This window comes from Cupriavidus sp. 05L411 (assembly GCF_056398045.1).
In genome coordinates this window covers 1-16,402 of the sequence record NZ_JBFTOQ010000059.1, presented here as the reverse complement: position 1 = coordinate 16,402, position 16,402 = coordinate 1, and the positions used below count along the sequence as shown (strand labels likewise).

The 16,402-nt window shown below is 67.0% G+C and carries 13 protein-coding genes; 1 reads left to right on the top strand and 12 read right to left on the bottom strand.

The genetic code is table 11. The features are described 5' to 3' along the window. Positions 1 to 102 precede the first annotated feature (102 nt). Both AC1DQR_RS36200 and AC1DQR_RS36195 read right to left on the bottom strand, forming a co-directional pair. Positions 103 to 1,443, bottom strand: a complete 1,341-nt coding sequence (locus AC1DQR_RS36200; protein ID WP_477134774.1) for a type II toxin-antitoxin system HipA family toxin — start codon at positions 1,441 to 1,443, stop codon at positions 103 to 105. Between the two features lie 2 nt (positions 1,444 to 1,445). Further along, positions 1,446 to 1,697 carry a helix-turn-helix domain-containing protein gene (locus AC1DQR_RS36195; protein ID WP_416052607.1) on the bottom strand — a complete coding sequence of 84 codons (252 nt, stop codon included), beginning with the start codon at positions 1,695 to 1,697 and terminating at the stop codon, positions 1,446 to 1,448. A gap of 289 nt (positions 1,698 to 1,986) precedes the next feature. Between AC1DQR_RS36195 and AC1DQR_RS36190 the strand changes: the two genes are divergently transcribed. Next, positions 1,987 to 3,603: a class I adenylate-forming enzyme family protein gene (locus tag AC1DQR_RS36190; RefSeq protein WP_477134773.1), complete on the top strand. Its 1,617-nt coding sequence runs from the start codon at positions 1,987 to 1,989 to the stop codon at positions 3,601 to 3,603. Here the strand turns inward: AC1DQR_RS36190 and AC1DQR_RS36185 are convergent. The 10 genes from AC1DQR_RS36185 to AC1DQR_RS36140 all read right to left on the bottom strand — a co-directional run bounded on the left by AC1DQR_RS36185 (position 3,600) and on the right by AC1DQR_RS36140 (position 16,194). Next, positions 3,600 to 4,457, bottom strand: coding sequence for an AraC family transcriptional regulator (locus tag AC1DQR_RS36185; RefSeq protein ID WP_416052605.1), 858 nt, complete (start codon positions 4,455 to 4,457; stop codon positions 3,600 to 3,602). The genes AC1DQR_RS36190 and AC1DQR_RS36185 overlap by 4 nt on opposite strands. A 195-nt stretch (positions 4,458 to 4,652) precedes the next feature. Beyond that, positions 4,653 to 6,329: a class I adenylate-forming enzyme family protein gene (locus AC1DQR_RS36180; protein ID WP_477134772.1), complete on the bottom strand. Its 1,677-nt coding sequence runs from the start codon at positions 6,327 to 6,329 to the stop codon at positions 4,653 to 4,655. A gap of 36 nt (positions 6,330 to 6,365) precedes the next feature. Beyond that, positions 6,366 to 7,538 (bottom strand): ABC transporter substrate-binding protein, encoded by a 1,173-nt coding sequence (locus AC1DQR_RS36175; RefSeq protein ID WP_150984552.1) that lies wholly within the window; start codon positions 7,536 to 7,538, stop codon positions 6,366 to 6,368. Between the two features lie 69 nt (positions 7,539 to 7,607). Next, on the bottom strand, positions 7,608 to 9,866 hold the full coding sequence (locus AC1DQR_RS36170; RefSeq protein ID WP_416052603.1) for a 3-hydroxyacyl-CoA dehydrogenase NAD-binding domain-containing protein: 2,259 nt from the start codon (positions 9,864 to 9,866) through the stop codon (positions 7,608 to 7,610). A gap of 27 nt (positions 9,867 to 9,893) precedes the next feature. Then, complete coding sequence (locus tag AC1DQR_RS36165) at positions 9,894 to 11,723, bottom strand: AMP-dependent synthetase/ligase (RefSeq protein WP_477134771.1); 1,830 nt, start codon at positions 11,721 to 11,723, stop codon at positions 9,894 to 9,896. A 69-nt stretch (positions 11,724 to 11,792) separates the two neighbouring features. Further along, the gene (locus tag AC1DQR_RS36160; protein ID WP_477134770.1) at positions 11,793 to 12,605 is read right to left on the bottom strand and encodes an ABC transporter ATP-binding protein; all 813 of its coding nucleotides are present in this window, start codon (positions 12,603 to 12,605) and stop codon (positions 11,793 to 11,795) included. After that, entirely contained in the window at positions 12,602 to 13,399 is a 798-nt protein-coding gene (locus AC1DQR_RS36155; protein ID WP_150984548.1) for an ABC transporter ATP-binding protein, read from the bottom strand. The genes AC1DQR_RS36160 and AC1DQR_RS36155 overlap by 4 nt, the downstream gene beginning before the upstream one ends. Before the next feature lie 12 nt (positions 13,400 to 13,411). Further along, complete coding sequence (locus tag AC1DQR_RS36150) at positions 13,412 to 14,488, bottom strand: branched-chain amino acid ABC transporter permease (RefSeq protein ID WP_416052601.1); 1,077 nt, start codon at positions 14,486 to 14,488, stop codon at positions 13,412 to 13,414. A gap of 7 nt (positions 14,489 to 14,495) precedes the next feature. Continuing rightward, a complete protein-coding gene (locus AC1DQR_RS36145; protein WP_043355187.1) occupies positions 14,496 to 15,368 on the bottom strand; it encodes a branched-chain amino acid ABC transporter permease in 873 nt (290 codons plus the stop codon). 214 nt (positions 15,369 to 15,582) lie between these two features. Next, entirely contained in the window at positions 15,583 to 16,194 is a 612-nt protein-coding gene (locus tag AC1DQR_RS36140; RefSeq protein WP_416052600.1) for a methyltransferase domain-containing protein, read from the bottom strand. Positions 16,195 to 16,402: the final 208 nt, after the last annotated feature.

The window sequence follows — 16,402 nt, the reverse complement described above, 5'->3', positions numbered from 1 at the left end:
GGGGGGCGTGCGGCATGCAAGCCGGCATCCCTCGACCATAGGCCGCGCCGTGCGCTTCGTCTTGCGCAAAGTGGTTGGCCCCGCCAAACCCCAACCAGCCACTTAGCCAGGCGGCATGCGATCGAGCTGCCGGGCGGATGCCTCCAGCCCTTGCAGGATGCTGTCCGCCACCTTTTGCGGGAAGCCCCCCGGCAAGGCGGCGCTGACCGTGGCAATGACCGCCGGCGTCTGCGCAATGAGCCGCTGAACGATGCCTTCCGCATCCGGGCCGTGGAAGCACTTGGGCGCCATGGCGTTGAAATGCCGGCGCTGCACGTCCTTGAACAGGTAGTGCCGGTTCTTGCCGGCCACCGCCATGGCCAGCTTGGCCTTGTGCCATGACCACTGGTTTGCCCCAAAGCCAACCACCGGCCAGATCGACATCACGTCATAGAGCGGCGTCATCCGGTAGCGCCCGCCAGGCAGCAGGCGGATGCTGAAATTCTTGGCATGCCCGTCAGGCGCCGCCAGCATCCAGAACAGGATCTGCGTGGTGAGGAAGATCTCCAGGTCTTCGTCGGCATGGGTGGATTGCCGCAGGATCTGGGCGATGTCGCGCATGCCCGGGCCGCCATCCGCCTCGTACTTCAGGTGCGGGGCGACGCCAAGCGCCTGGCAGAAATCCTCCTGCGGCAGGCGCAGGATCCAGCCACCCGAGGAATGCATCTGCCGGTCGAAGCGCTGCACGCTCAGGACCTTCTGGCTGGCGAAGGTCTTGATTTCGCTATGCGCCACCGGCAGGCCGTAGGCGGCGAGGATGGTCAGGCAGAGCCACTCGTTCTCGACCGAGGTACTGAGGTCGGCCCGCTTGTTGCCCACCAGCCCAAGCGGCAGCTTGAGGATGTGCGTGGTGGGCGTGGCGCCGTGGGGCTTCATCCACTGGTTGCCGTGCCACAGCAGCGCGGTCTTTTCCTGCGCGCCGGCCAGGGAGATGCGGAAGTCATCGTCATCGTCCTGCGCGCCCATGCCGGTGGGGCTGACCGTCTGCCGCAGCAGCTTTTCAATATCGGAGTCGGACTGCGGCGTACCGTCGATGCGGTCATGGCCCACCGGCTGTTCGTTCTCGCCGAGCAATTGCACGGCGCCGACGCAATCGCGGCCGATGGCTTCCAGCAGGTCGAAGGCTTCCGTGGTTGCCGCCTTGAAACGCGTGGCCAGGCGCTTGCGGATGGCGTCGCTGTCGGGCAGCAGGTTGTCGAAGTAGTTGCGCACCTGGTCGCCCTTGAGCGGGGAGGTATCGACGCCGAAGGGAAGCGACAGGGAAAGCGGGCGTCCGGCGGGCGAGGCCAGCCAGCCTGGGTCGTACTGCAACTCCATGTCGCCCCGCGTGGGGATGCGCCACGTCCCTACCCGCTCGCCATTGGCCCATACCGACAACGCCCGCGCATGCGATCTGCGGCCCATGGCTACCACTCCACCGGCGAGGCTTCGGCGCCTGCCGCGTGCCTATCCTGCACGACGAGTTCCAGGCCGAGGACGCTGATCAGCGCCAGCAACTGGTCGGCGCTGATGCTGCCCGGGTTGAGCTCCATGTGGGAGATGCGGCTCTGGCTGACATCCAGCCGCGCGGCCAGGTCCGTCTGCGACAGCTTGGCGGCACGCCGTGCGGATTGCAGCACTTGCCCGAGCTGGCTGGGGGTGGTGAGCAGCTGTTTCATTGTGGTGATCCGGAGTTACCCATCAAATGCGTAATTTCACTTTACAAATAATATAGGTAAATTGCAAATACCAATTTTATGGGTATTCTTCAATTACCCATGTCACGCGTAATCCATGCGTAGTTCATGCGTCACCTACGTCCACCGAGACGACGCTGCCGCCGCCCTACGCAGCGACCCAGCCACTTTCCGCAAGCCTTGCCCCACGCGACTTGGCTACGCTTGCCGCTCTGACCTGCCCCGGGTCTTTGCCGCATCCAATTTGCCATCCAACGCCAGGAGAGTCCGCATGACTGCCACCCCGCCGCCCGCCACCATTGGTGCCGCCCTTCGCCAAGCCAGCCAGCGGTGGGGCCAGCGCACTGCCTACTTCTGCGGGCAGCAGGCCCACACCTTTGCCGGGATGGAGGCCAGCTCCGCGCGGCTTGCCTGTGGGCTGCTTGGCCTGGGCATCGCCCGTGGCGAACGCATCGGCGTGATTGGCCTGAACCAGATCGAGTGGCTGCAGCTGTTCTTTGCCGCAAGCCGCATCGGCGTGGCGGTGGTGGGCCTGAGCGTGCGCTACCGCGACAACGAGATCGAGCATATGGTCAACGACAGCGCGGTCAAGGCGGTCTTCACGGTGCCGGAGTGCGAGGGCTTCGATTTTCCAGGCATGCTGGCACGGCTGGCTCCGCGCATGCCGGGCTTGTCGCATGTGGTGCTGATCGACCCAATCGCCCCAATCGACACGGCGCCATCGGCCGACACCAGCTCACTGCGGCTTTCCACGCTGCTGGCCACCGCGCCGGACCCGGCCGTGCTGGAGGCCGCCGAGGCGCAGGTCGTGCCGCAGGACCTGGCCATGGTGATCTACACCTCGGGCACCACCGGGCGGCCCAAGGGCGCGGGACTGTCCCATCGCAGCATGCTGGCGGCGGCCCTGGCGCAAGCGCGCCATGTGCGCACGACCGAGGCCGACCAGCTCCAGCTGGCCCTGCCCTTGAACCATGTGGGCGGCATCACCTGCGGGGTGCTGAACTTCCTGCTGGGCGGCGGTACTTGCGACCTCGTGCCAGCCTTCAAGGCAGACCTGGTGCTTGCCAGGATGCGCCAGCACCCGCCCACCATCTTCTCGGGCGTGCCGACCATGGCCACGCTGTTGCTGATGCATCCCGACTCGGCCAAGGTGGATTTCTCCTCCGTGCGGCTCGTGATCGTGGGCGGTGCCACCGTGGATGCGGCCCTGCTGGAGCAACTGCAGGCCCGCATGCCGCAGGCGACGGTGATGAACCTGTACGGCCTCTCGGAATCCTCTGGCGCGATCGTCATGACGCCCTGGGACGCGCAGCGGCAGGACCTGATGCAATCGATTGGCCGAGTGTTCGACACCGCCGAGGTGCGGGTGGTCTCGTTTGGCGGCGAAAGCCTGGCCACTGGCGAAATCGGCGAGCTCTGTTACCGTGGCGCGGGCGTTTGCCCTGGCTACGTCGGCGGCGCGGCCCGGGAGGATGGATTCGATGCCCAGGGCTGGCTGCACTCGGGCGACCTGGGCTACGTGGACGAACGCGGCTATATCCACTTGAAGGGGCGCAAGAAGGATATGTATATCCAGGGCGGCTTCAACGTCTATCCGGCCGAGATCGAAGGCGTGATCGCGCGCCACCCGGCGGTGATGATGGTCGCCGGCATTGGCGTGCCCGACCCCGTGCTGGGCGAGATCGGCCGCTATTACATCGTGCCCAAGCCTGGCTGCGAGGTCTCCGAGCAGGAAATCCGCGCGTACTGCGGGACGCGCCTGGCCGACTACAAGGTGCCGCGCCAGGTGGTGCTGCGTGAAGCGCTGCCGCTCACGCCGTCCGGCAAGATCCACAAGGCGGCCTTGCGCACGGAGGACGCGCCGGATACCTCTGCCCGGCCCGCCTAGCCGGGCATGCCGCTGCCCACCTCCGCACGCTCGCCAATCAGGGCGAGCTTGCGCGAGCCGGCAAAGATGTCGCTGGGTTTGAGCCCGAAAACCTGGCGGATGGAATGGCTGAAGTGGGTGGAGTCCGGATAGCCGGCATCCAGCGCCACATGGGCCAGGTTGGAGTCCTGGGTGACATAGTGCAGCAGGCTGCGGGCGCGTTTCCAGGTCCGGAAGCTGCGGAACGGCGTGCCGACATCTTCCTTGAACAGATGCAGGAAGCGCGAGAAGGACAGATGGGCCGATGCGGCGCATGACTCGGCCGTGGCCGTGGCCGACGGCGCGTTGCGGATGCGCTGCACCGCGGCCTCGATACGGGGGTCCAGCTTGCGCGGCGCCAGCGCGTGCCCGAAGAAGATCTGGTCGAAGCTGTCCGCCTGCAGTTCCAGCTCCCGGCCGCGCTCGCACAGGTAGGCATGCGCCTGGCGCACATGGCGCACAAAGGCCGGATCGTCCACCGGCCCTGCCCGCTCGCGTATCACCGGCGGCAGGCGCGCCAGGTCGATGCTCTCCGCTTCCAGTGCGAGGTCGCAGATCATGCGGTCGTCGCAAGCGACCGAGTGCGGCATGTACGCCGGCACCACCGCCAAGTCCGTGGATGCCCAGGGCCCGTCGTCAAAGCGGATGCGGATGGGTGCACGCAAAGCCACATAAATCAACAGCCCACCCATGGTGCGGACCGAAGGCGAGCCAAGCAGGCCGGCGTAGAACAGCCTGTCGGGGGTGAGCCACATCACCCGGCCGGCTCCGTCCCGGGCGCCAGGCGCCACGGTCGTCGCTGGCGGGCACGCAATGCCTGGTGCTTGCATCTGCATGTCCTCGTCTCCTGCTGGCACCGTCCGCGCCCCGATGGGGGCGTCGTCAGGCCTGCTAGTTATTTGCTCTCGGTGCGCCGCCATGATGCGATGCAAAAATGCGACGCAAAAAGCAGCGTAGCCGGGGCTACCGGCTACGTCTTGCGTCAGGTGGCTATGTCAGGTGGCTATGGCAGCCACAGGCGGGCCCGGTGCTCAGCCCTCGCCAGGGTGCGCGTGGTGCGCTTCGGGGTGCTCATCGTAATGCTCGTGATACCGCTGGCGCAACGCGAACTTCTGGATCTTCCCGGTGGAGGTGGCCGGCAATGCCGCCAGCAGCAGCACCGCCTTGGGCACCTCGAAGCCGCCTAGGTGGGCCTTGCAGTGCGCGCCCAGCTCGTCGTCCTCCACCCGCGCGCCGGGCTTCAGGGTCACGAAGGCCGTCACCGCTTCGCCCCAGCGCGCATGCGGCAGCCCGACCACCGCCGCATTGGCCACGGCGGCATGGCGCAGCAGCACTTCCTCGACCTTGATCGAGGGCACGTTTTCGCCGCCGCTCTTGATCATGTCCTTGATGCGGTCGAGGAACAGCAACTGGCCATCCTCGTCCAGCACGCCAAGATCGCCGGAGTGATGCCAGCCAAAGCGCTGCACGCGGGCGGTAGCCTCGGGGTCCTTGTAATAGCCCAGCATCACGTTCGGCCCGCGAAACACGATCTCGCCGGGCTCGCCCGGGCCGAGCAGCCGGCCGTCGTCGCTCATCACCGCCACCTCGTTGACCACCGTGCCCACGCCCCAGAAGGCGCCAAAGCGCTTGCGCTGCTCCTGCGCCTCGAAAATGGTGGCCGCCGGGTACATCTCGGTCTGGCCCGAGCACAGGACGAAGTTGGGGCAAAACGCATCCAGCAGGCGCAGCAGCAGGTTCTTGGGCAATGGCGCCATGCCGTAGATGCACAGCCGCACGCTGGAGAGGTCGGTCGCGGCGAACTGCGGGTGCTCCAGCATGGCCCGGTACATCATCGGCAGCGCCACCACCACGGTGACGCGGTGGCGGGCCAGGTCCGCCAGCACCCGGGCCGGATCGAAGCCGCGCCCGATCACCACGGCGTGGCCGCCCAGCAGCGCGCTCATGGTATTGCCGTGCTGCGCGCAGTGGAACATCGGCAGCAGGCAGGTAAAGACTTCACTCGCCGTCCCGCAGCCGGTATCGACCAGGTTGGCCGCCAGCACCGAATGCACCGAGGCGTGGGAATGCATGACACCCTTTTGCGGGCCGGTGGTGCCGCTGGTGTACATGATCTGTGCCAGTTGGCCGCTGGCGATGTCCACATCTGGCAGCGTGGCCGGCTGGCCGGCCAGCGCGTCGGCATGCCGGGTAACGGCCAGCCCGGCCAGCCCGGCCAGCCCGGCTAACCCGGCTAACCCGGCTAACCCGGCCATCTCGCCTGCCACCTCGCCCGCCGGCTCCAGCAACACGACGGGAATGCGCGACGCCGCGACCAGCTCGCCGATGCCGGGCCGCGCCAGCACGGACGCGTCCGCCACCAGGCGCGTCACCTCCGCGTGTTCCAGAATGTACTGGATCGCATCCGGCGCCAGCGCCGTGTTGATCGGCACCCACACCATGCCTGCTTTCTGGATGCCTAGCAGCGCCACGATCATGTCGATCGAGTTGTTGCACAGCATGCCGACACGCTCTGCGCTGCGCATGCCCTGGGCCAGCAGGTAGTGGGCAAACTGGTTGGTGGCGGCGTTCAGCGCCGTATAGCTGAGGCTGTGGTCGCCCTCGATCAATGCCGTCCGGGCGCCGAAGCGCCGGGCGCTACGGTGGATCACATCGCCCAGGGCGATACGCCCGATGCGCTCGCGCGCCTGTTCCGTTGCCGTGCTCATGGTTGTCTCCGGTTGTTCATGGGATGCCGCGCCCGCTTAGTTCATCTTGGGCGGCGGCAGCAGGTCGCTGGCCGGGATCCACTTGTCGCCAGCCACCTTCATGATGCGGATGCGGTCGTTGCTCAGGCGGTTGCTGGCGGAGACATTGAAGCCCGGGTTGCCCAGCGCGTCCTGCGGTAGCTTGGTCGACTCCATGGCGGCATTGAAGGACTCTGCGCTCAGGTTGCGCCCGGCCTTGTCGGCGATGGTGGCGAAGGTGGTGTAGGCGTAGTAGCTGAACATCGAGTACACGCCCGGGTCTTCATTGAAGCGTTTCTTGTAGGCGGCCGCCCATTGCCGTACCGCCGGGTTTGCATCGTCCGCATAGGGCAGCATGATGAAGGCCGCCGCATGCAGGCCTTCCATGGCCTTGCCGCCCAGCAATGGCACCTGGTGCGCGTAGTTGGCCGAGGTGCCGGCAAAGACCGGGTTGAAGCCGATCTTGCGTGCTTCCTGGACGGAGGCGATGTACTCGCGCATCGTCGAGGCGTTGAACACCAGGTCGCAGTTGGCCGCCTTGAGCCGCGCCATCTGCGAGGAAAAATCGGTGGCGCCGCGCTTGTACGACACCTTTTCCACCAGGGTCATGTTCCTGGTCTTGAGGTAGGCCTGCACACCCTCCACGGACTCCCGCCCATAGTCGTCGTCCTGGTACAGCGCGCCCACCCGCTGGTAGGGCTTCTGTTTGAAGAAGTAATCCATGATGGTGGTGGACATCAGGAAGTTGGACGGTCCCAGCGCGATCTTGTATGGGCTGGCCGGCTCATACATGTCGCGCGCGGCGCTCTGCGGCATGAAGTTGAAGACCTTGCTTTGCACCAGGAACGGCAGCGTGGCCATATTGGGCGCGGTGCCAAGGTGGCCGATGATGGCGAACACGCCGTCCTGCGTGACCAGCTTCTGCGCGGCCAGCACGGCACGCTTGGGCTCGTAGCCATTGTCTTCCACCACCACCCGCAGCTTGCGGCCCTGCACGCCGCCGCGGGCGTTGATCTCTTCCACGGCCATGGTCATGCCGTTGCGCGACTCCTTGCCGTAGTTGACGATCGGCCCGGACATATCGGTGATCAGGCCGAGCACGATTTCCTTGTCGGTGACGCCGCGCGTCTGCGCGCTCGCGCCGGCGCTGAGCGCGAGCGCAATGGCGGCGATGGTGGTCTTCAAGATCATGGTTGTCTCCTTGTCTTATCGGTTTGTGCTTTATATCGATTTGTGCTTTATGAGTGGATTGCCTTGGCTTCAATGCACGCTCTGCGGCGGCTTGGGTCCCGACTGGATCCCGCTTTGCACGGACCGCGAGTCCGGCGGTAATGAGATCGGCGCATGGCCATGTGCCTGGCCGCCCGGTGCTACGGCATCGGCTGCGGGCGGCGGTGCGGACCAGTCGGACAAGCGCTGCCCGCTTTGTGCCAGCGCCGCCAGCAAGGGGGAGATGTCCCAGTAGTCGTAAGGATTGCCGCGCAGGCGGGCGTAGCGCTCCAGCCCGGCTTTGACGCGGGGCAGGCCAATGCTGTCTGCCTGCCACACAGGGCCCCCGAGATAGTCGGGAAAGCCATAGCCGGCGGTCCACACCATGTCGATGTCTCCGGGCCGGCAGGCCATGCCCTCCTCCAGCAGCTTGGCGGCCTCGTTGATCAGCGGAAAAATCAGGCGCTCGACGATCTCGGCATCGGTAATGTCGGTGCGCTGGGCGATGCCGTGCGCGCGGCCCAGCGCGGCGCAGATGCGCTCGGCCTCCGGGTCCGCCACCGGCTCGCCGTCCGGATAGCGGTAGTAGCCCGCGCCGCTCTTGCAGCCGAGCCGCCCCAGCATGAACAACGTGCGCACCACCGCGCGATAGGCGGGATCCGGCGGCAGCCCCCCGGCCTTGCCGTACTCCAGCACGATCTTGGCGCCCGTGTCGATCCCGGCCAGGTCCAGCATGCGGCACGGCCCCATCGCCATGCCGTAAGCCTGCATCACGGCATCCAGCCGCGCCGGGCTCACGCCTTCCATGAGCAGGAACTCGCTCTCGCGCAGGTAGGCCTCGGCCATGCGGTTGCCGATAAAGCCGAAGCACACGCCCGTCACCACCGCTACCTTGCCGAGCCGCCGGGCCAGGTGCATGGCAGTCATCAGCACATCCGGCGCGGTGGCGCTGCCGCGCACCACTTCGATCAACCGCCCGCCATTGGCCGGGTTGCGGAAATGCAGCCCGGCGAAATCGTCCGGCCGGCCGCAGGCCTCGGCCAGCACCTCCACGTCCAGCGTGGAGGTATTGGTGGCAATGATTGCCCCGGGCTTGCAGATCTGGCCAAGACGGGCGCACACCTGCTGCTTGAGCGCCATGTCCTCCACCACCGCTTCGATCACCAGTTCGCAGCCAGCCAGTGCGGCGTAGTCCAGCGTGCCGGCAATCAGGCCCATGCGCCTGGCCACCTGATCAGGCTGCAGCCGCCCGGCCGCCGCGCTGGCCTCGTACTGGGCGCGCACGGACGCCAGGCCCTTGGCCAGCGCCGCGTCGCTGGCCTCGACCAGCGTGACCGGCAAGCCGGCGTCCGCCAGGCTCATGGCGATGCGCCTGCCCATGGTGCCGGCGCCCACCACGCCGGCCGTATGCAGCGCGCGCGGCGCGATGCCCGAGGGCACCCCGGGCACGCGGGCCGCCTGGCGCTCGGCAAAGAACAGGTGGCGCAGCGCCCGCGATTCCGGCGACGCCACGCAGGCGGCAAGCAAGGCGGCCTCCACCGCCTCGCCCCCGGCGAACGGCAGCGTCGCCGCAGCCTCCACCGCTTGCACAATTGCCGCTGCCGCGGGATAGCGCGCACGCTCCTGCGTGGCGCGCTTCAAGGCCTGCGCGAAGAAGTCCGGCGGGAGCCCGGCAACAGGCACGGACAGCGTCGACAGCCGGCGCGGCGGCGCCCGCTTCGCCAGCAGGTCTTCCAGAACATGAAGGCCAGCGGCCAACGGCTCGCCCGGCACCAGCGCATCGACGATGCCGGCGGCCAGCGCTGCCTCGGCGTCGAGCATGCGCCCGCTCACCATCAGGTCCAGCGCCAGGTCCGCTCCGCAGGCGCGCGGCAGCCGCTGGGAGCCCAGCGAGCCGGGCAGCAGTCCCAGCTTGATCTCGGGCAGCCCGACCCGCGTGCCGGGCACGGCCACGCGGTAATGGCAGGCCAGCGCCAGTTCCAGCCCGCCGCCCAGCGCGGTGCCGTGCAGCACGGTCGCGACCAGCCGTTCACTGGCTTCGATCCTGGCCAGGATACGGTTGTAAGGTGCAGCCGTGAAATCCGGGGCATCGAACTGCGCGATGTCGCCGCCCGCCACGAAGGTCCGGCCTGCGCACCAGATCAGCAAGCCATCGAGGGAGGAATCGGCCTCGAAGGCGGCCACCTTGGCATCCAGCCCCGCCACCGTCGCCACCGAGAGCGCGTTCACCGGTGGATGGTCGATGCACAGCAGGCCGATGCGGCCGTGCCGAACCAGGCTGACGGGAACCGCTTTGTCTGCATCGCTCATGGCGCCTCCTGTCGGGGCCGCTTGCGTTCAGGCCACCTTGGCCAGGTACATCGACTCGATCAGCGCGCTGTATTTGTCGTTGACCAGCTTGCGCTTGAGCTTCATGGTGGGCGTCAGTTCCTCGTCCTCGGCCCCAAGGCGGGTCTCGATCAGCCGGAATGCCTTGATCTGCTCGACCCGCGCGAACTGCTTGTTGACACGGTCGATCTCCTGGCCTACCAGCGCGATCACCTCCTTGCTGCGGCACAGCGAGCCGTAGTCGGAGAAATGCACGTCATGTTCCTGCGCCCACTGCTCCACGTTGTCCTGGTCGATCATCACCAGGCAGCTCAGGTAGGGCCGGCGGTCTCCGATCACCACGGCGTCGGTCACATAGGGGCTGAACTTGAGCTGGTTCTCCCACTCGGACGGCGTGACGTTCTTGCCGCCAGCGGTGATGATCAGGTCCTTCATGCGGTCGGTGATATAGAAGTAGCCCTGCTCGTCCACCCGGCCCACGTCGCCCGTGCGCAGCCAGCCGTCGGCCATGGTCTCGGCGGTCTTGGCGGGCAGGTTCAGGTAGCCCATGAAGACCTGCGGGCCCCGCACCAGCAGCTCGCCTTCCTGCGAGACCTTCACCTCGGTATGCGGCAAGGCAATGCCGATGCTGCCCGGGCGTGTCCGGCCCGGCGGGTTGCAGGTAGCCGCGCCGGTGATCTCGGTCATGCCCCAAAGCTCGTGCAGCACGATGCCCAGCGCCATATACCAGCGGATCAGGTCGGGCGAGATCGGCGCCGCGCCGGTCACCGCCAGCTGCACGCGGTTCAGGCCCATCATGCGGCGCACGTTGCCCAGCACCAGCGTATCGGCCAGCCAGAGCTTCAGGCGCGCGGCCAGAGGCAGCACCGTTGCCTGCCCGTCCTCGTGCACGCGGGCCTGCCCGGCGGCCAGCGCCCAGTCATAGGCCCAGCGCTGCAGGCGGGTCGCTTCCCGGACCGCGATGGTCACGCTGGAATACAGCTTCTCCCACACGCGCGGCACCGCCAGGAAGGCGTCGGGCTGGATCTCGCGAATGTTGTCGAAGATGGTGTCGGGGTTCTCGACAAAATTGACGACAGCACCGGACAGGATCGCGTAGTACTCGCCAAAGATCCGCTCCGAGACATGGCACAGCGGCAGGAAGGCCATGCGCTCGCCGATGGTGGTGGCGGGGAGGAACTCGCGCAGCGTCAGGCAGCTGCGCAGCACATTGCGGTGCGACAGCATCGCGCCCTTGGGCCGTCCCGTGGTGCCGGATGTATAGACCAGCACCGCCAGCGCATCGGCGCCGCCGGCGGCCAGCCGCGCCGCCACCAGCCCTGGTTGCCGCGCCCGCGCTTGCCTGCCGAGTGCCAGCAGCGCGTCAAAGCTGAGCACGCCGGGGTCATCGAAGCCGGCCAGCCCTTCCATGTCGTACACGATCGCCTTGCGAAGCCGTGGCAGGCGCTCGCGCACCTCCAGGTACTTGTCCAGCTGCTCCTCGTTCTCGGCGAAGAGCATGACGCTGCCCGAGTCGTGGCAAAGATACTCCACCTGCGAAGGCGAGTCGGTGGGATAGATGCCGCTGACCACCGCACCGGCGGTGAGCGCGCCAAGGTCGCTCCACACCCATTCGCGGTTGGTGCTGGACAGCACCGACACCACCTCGCCTGCCTGCAGGCCCAGCTCGGCAAGGCCGGCGGCGACATCGGCCACGATCTCGCCCACTTCGCGCCAGCGATAGCTGCGCCAGACGCCGAGGTCCTTCTGCCGCATCATCACAGCGTCGGCGCGCTGGTCCACGGCGTGCCAGAACATCTGCGGCAGGGTCTCGAATGCCGCTTCGGAAAGGGGCTGCATGGTGTGCGCCGTCGCCATTGCCGTTGCCATTGCCATTGATTGCTCTCAACTTGGTGATCGTTTAGCGCGCTACCGCCAGGTCTTGCGCTTTTTCCAGCGGCGCTCGCCGCGCACGCCGTTGTCCTTCATGCCGAGGTAGAACTCCTTGATGTCGTCCTTCTCGCGCAGCACGGCGCAGGTGTCCTCGGCCACGATGCGGCCGTTCTCCAGCACATAGCCATAGTCCGCCGCGTTGAGCGCCATATTGGCGTTCTGCTCCACCAGCAAGATGGTGGTGCCGCGCTCGCGGTTGATGCGCACCACGATCTCGAAGATGTCCTTGGTGAGCTTTGGCGACAAGCCCAGGCTGGGCTCGTCGAGCAGGATCAGCTCCGGCGCGGCCATCAGCGCGCGCGAGATCGCCAGCATCTGCTGCTGGCCGCCCGAGAGCAGGCCGGCATCCTGCGCGGCACGCTCGCGCAGCACCGGGAAGTAGCCGTAGACCATTTCCATGTCGCGCGCCACGCCGTCGCGGTCGCGCCGCGTATAGGCACCCATCAGCAGGTTGTCACGCACAGACAGCAGCGGGAACACCTCCCTGCCCTCGGGCACGTGGCTCAGGCCGCGCCGCACGATCTGGGCCGGATCCATTGCAGCAATGCTCTCGCCCTTGAAGGCGATGCTGCCACGCGTCGGGTCCAGCACGCCGGAAATGGTCTTGAGGATGGTGGTCTTGCCGGCGCCGTTGGCGCCCAGCACGGTGGCGATGCTGCCGCGCTGCACGGCAAGGCTCACGCCCCGGATCGCCTTGACCGGGCCGTAGGCGCTTTCCACGTTGGCCAGCGCCAGCACGGGCGCGTCCTGGATTTCGCGCATCTTGTCAGCGCCTTCCATCAGGTTCATGCCGCCCTCCGCAGTGAGGCTACGTCGTCCACGGTGCCCAGGTAGGCTTCGATCACCCCGGGGTGCGCCTGGACCTCGGCTGGCGTGCCCTGCGCCAGCACCTGGCCCTGGTTCATCGCCAGCACCCGGTCCGACACGCGCGACACCAGGCTCATGTCGTGCTCCACCATCAGCACGGTGATGCCCAGCTCGCTCTGGATATCGCGGATCCACCAGGCCATGTCCTCGGTCTCTTCCACATTCAGCCCGGAAGACGGCTCGTCCAGCAGCAACAGCCGCGGGCTGCTGCACAAGGCCCGCGCCAGCTCCACTACCTTGCGCACGCCATAGGGCAGGCCCGCCACCAGCGCGTCGCGGTGCGCCTGCAGGTCCAGCAGCTCGATCATCTCCTCGGCCTTGTGGCGCGCGGCCAGCTCCGAGCGGCGCGCGGCGGGGGTAAACAGCAGGTCTGCCCAGAAGCCGCTGGCGCGATGCGTGTGGTGGCCGATCAGCAGGTTCTGCAGCACCGTGGCGTGCTCGAACAGCTCGATATTCTGGAAGGTGCGCGCGATGCCCTGCGCGGCGATCGCGTGGGGCGGCAACTGCGTCAGGCTGCTGCCCTGCCACAGGATCTCGCCGCTGGTGGGCGGATAGATGCGGCTGATCAGGTTGAACACCGTGGTCTTGCCAGCCCCGTTGGGCCCGATCAGCGTAAAGACCTCGCCGCGCCGCACATCGAAGCTCACGCCGCCAAGCGCCAGCACGCCGCCAAAGCGCACCGACAGGTCGCGCACGCTGAGAAGAGTGTCTGTCATGTGCGGGCCTCCTTATTTCAGGCGCTCGGAGCGCTGGAAGGCCTTCTGGCGCCGGAACATGCCCTGGCGATAGAAGGGAAACAGCTCCAGGTACGTGCGGATCTTGCACCAGCGCCCGTACAGCCCCATCGGCTCGAACAGCACGAAAGCCATCAGCACCAGCCCGTACACCAGTGCCTGCAGGCCGCTGGCTTGCCCGATGGCAGGCGGCAGGAGATCCTTCGCCAGCACGATCATCTGCGGCATGACGATCAGGAAGATCGCGCCAAGAAACGCGCCATGCACAGAGCCCAGCCCGCCCACCACAACCAGCAGCAGCAAGTCGATCGACTGGGCAATGCCGAACTGCTCGGGCGAGATATAGCGCAGCTTGTGGGCATACAACGCCCCCGCGATGCCAACCAGCGCGGCGGACAGCGCAAACGACAAGGTCTTGTAGCGCGCCAGGTGGATCCCCATGCTCTGCGCCGAGATCTCCGAGTCCCGGATGGCGATGAAGGCCCGCCCCGTGGCGCTGCGCAGCAGGTTGAGCACGGCCAGCGTGGCCAGCAGGCAAACCGCGAGCGACAGGTAGTAGAACGCCACCGGCCCGTCAAGCACATAGCCCCACAGCTGCGGCGCGGCCACCGGCAGGCCGGCATTGCCGCCGGTCACGCTCTCCCAGCGCGCCAGGACCTCCTCGACGATCAGGCCGAAGGCCAGCGTGGCGATCGCCAGGTAGATGCCCTTGACGCGCAACGCCGGCAGTCCCACCACCACGCCCGTCAGTGCCGACAGCGCAGCCGCGGCCAGCAAGGCCGGCACGAAGGGCACGCCGTGGCTGGTCAGCCAGGCCTGTGAATAGGCGCCCACGCCAAGGAAGGCCGCATGGCCGATCGACAGCAGCCCCGTGTAGCCCGACAGCACCATCAGGCCCAGGCCCGCAATGGCGTAGATCAGCACAAAGCCAAGCTGCGCGATCCAGTAGCTGCTGGCCCAGCCCGGCGCGATCAGCAGGCAAGCCATCAGCAAGCCGTACCAGAACACATGGCCCGGGTGCCTGGCCAGGCGCAGGTCCTGGCGATAGTCGGTCTTGAAGAGGAATCGCATCGCGTCTCTACACCTTTTTGCGCAGGTTCTCGCCGAACAGGCCGTTCGGCTTGACCACCAGCATGATCAGCACCACGACATAGGCCGCGACGTCCTTGAAGCCCTCGGGCAGGTAAAAGCCCGCCAGCGACTCCACCACGCCGATCACCAGCCCGCCCACGATCGCGCCCGGCAGGCTGCCGAAGCCGCCCACCACCGCCGCGGGGAAGGCCTTGAGGCCGAGCATGCCCATGCTGGCGTGGACAAAGGTGATGGGGGCCAGCAGCAGGCCGGCGATCGCGGCCACCGACGCCGACAAGCCCCACACCAGCCCGTTGAGCCGCCGCACCGGAATGCCCATGTAGTAAGCGGCAAGCTGGTTCTGCGAGCTGGCCTGCATCGCCACGCCGATGCGGCTGTAGCGGAACACCAGGTAAAGCACCACGCAAAGCGCCGCGGTGACGCCGATCACCGCCACCTGCTCCACGCTCAGCACCAGCGCGCCGGTACGCCACACCATGCCCTGGTAAGGCACCGGCAAGGTATGCGTGCCGGCGCCGATGCCCGGCACCATGGTGATCAGCCCGCGCATCACGTAGCCCATGCCGATGGTCAGCATCACCACGGTGAACTGCGGCTGGCCCAGGATGGGGCGAATCGCCAGGCGCTCGACCAGCATGCCGAAGCCAGCCATGCCCGCCACCGTCAACGGCACGGCAAGGACCAGCGGCAACCCGAGCATGGTCAGCACCACGCCAGCGAAGGCGCCCAGCATCATGAACTCGCCTTGCGCGAAGTTCACCGTCTCGGTCGCCTTGTAGATCAGCACAAAACCCAGGGCGATCAGCGCATAGATGCAGCCCAGCGCGATCCCCGAGATCGTCAATTGCAGGATCTCCAATCTTGTCTCCTGTGCCGGCCGCCCCTTGCCGCGCGCGGTGTGCGGGCGGCCGGGGCCGATCTCGGAATTGGGTGGGTCAAGCGCGCCCGATGGCACCGGGTGCGACTGGTGCCACCGTAACAAAACTACCGGTGTGGCTCTTGTGTGGACTGGCTGTATATGGATTGGGGATTACCCATGGATAACGCGGCTGGCGCTGTGCGCCGCCAGGGGATCAGCGGCGTACCAGCACCACCGCAAACTCGAATGCGCCGCTGGGATGCGTGACAGCGCTAAACGGCGGCTTGGGCCATTCCCAGTGCTGGGCGGGGAACAGCGCGCGCATGGCGTTGATGTCGCAGTGATACGGCGGCCCTTCCACCACGCCCTGGCCAGCGCTGTCGCGGCGCATCTGCATGAACAGCGCTAGCAGGCGTCCGCCGGGACGCAGCCAGGCATGAAGCTGGGCGGCATAACGCGTCCAGTGGTCGGGATGCAGCGCGCACAGGCAGGTCTGCTCATAGATGGCATCCACCGGCGTGGCCGGCTGCCAATGCAACACGTCCGCCTCTTCCAGGTCCGCCTGCAGTCCGCTCGGCGCCAGCCGGGCAAGCGTGCGGGCCAGTGCCCCGGGCGCGTAGTCGATACCGCTGACCCGCGCGCCATGCGCGGCCAGCGCGGCGACTTCCCAGCCACCGCCACAGCCGGGCACGACCACACGCTCCCCGGCCTGGACGGCGCCTTGCGCCAGCCAGGCTTGGAGTTGCGGGCTGGCGGATTCGCGTTCCCAAGGGGTTTGCCCGGATTCGAAGCGGGATTGCCAGAAATTGATGGTTGGTCCTGCCATTGGAGGCTCCTCTTGTTTTTCGGAATTTCCGGTCTGTTGTTTCTTTTGGCGGCGTTGGTTTTTGTACCCAAGGGCCATACGACATCCCCCTGCGGGGGCTGCCGGTCACTCTTCTTTGCGTCGGCAAAGAAGACTAACGAGAAGAAAGCCGACCCTGCCGGGTGCAGAGCAATCGGGCTTATGTGGGGCAGTGGTTGCGTCGTACGGC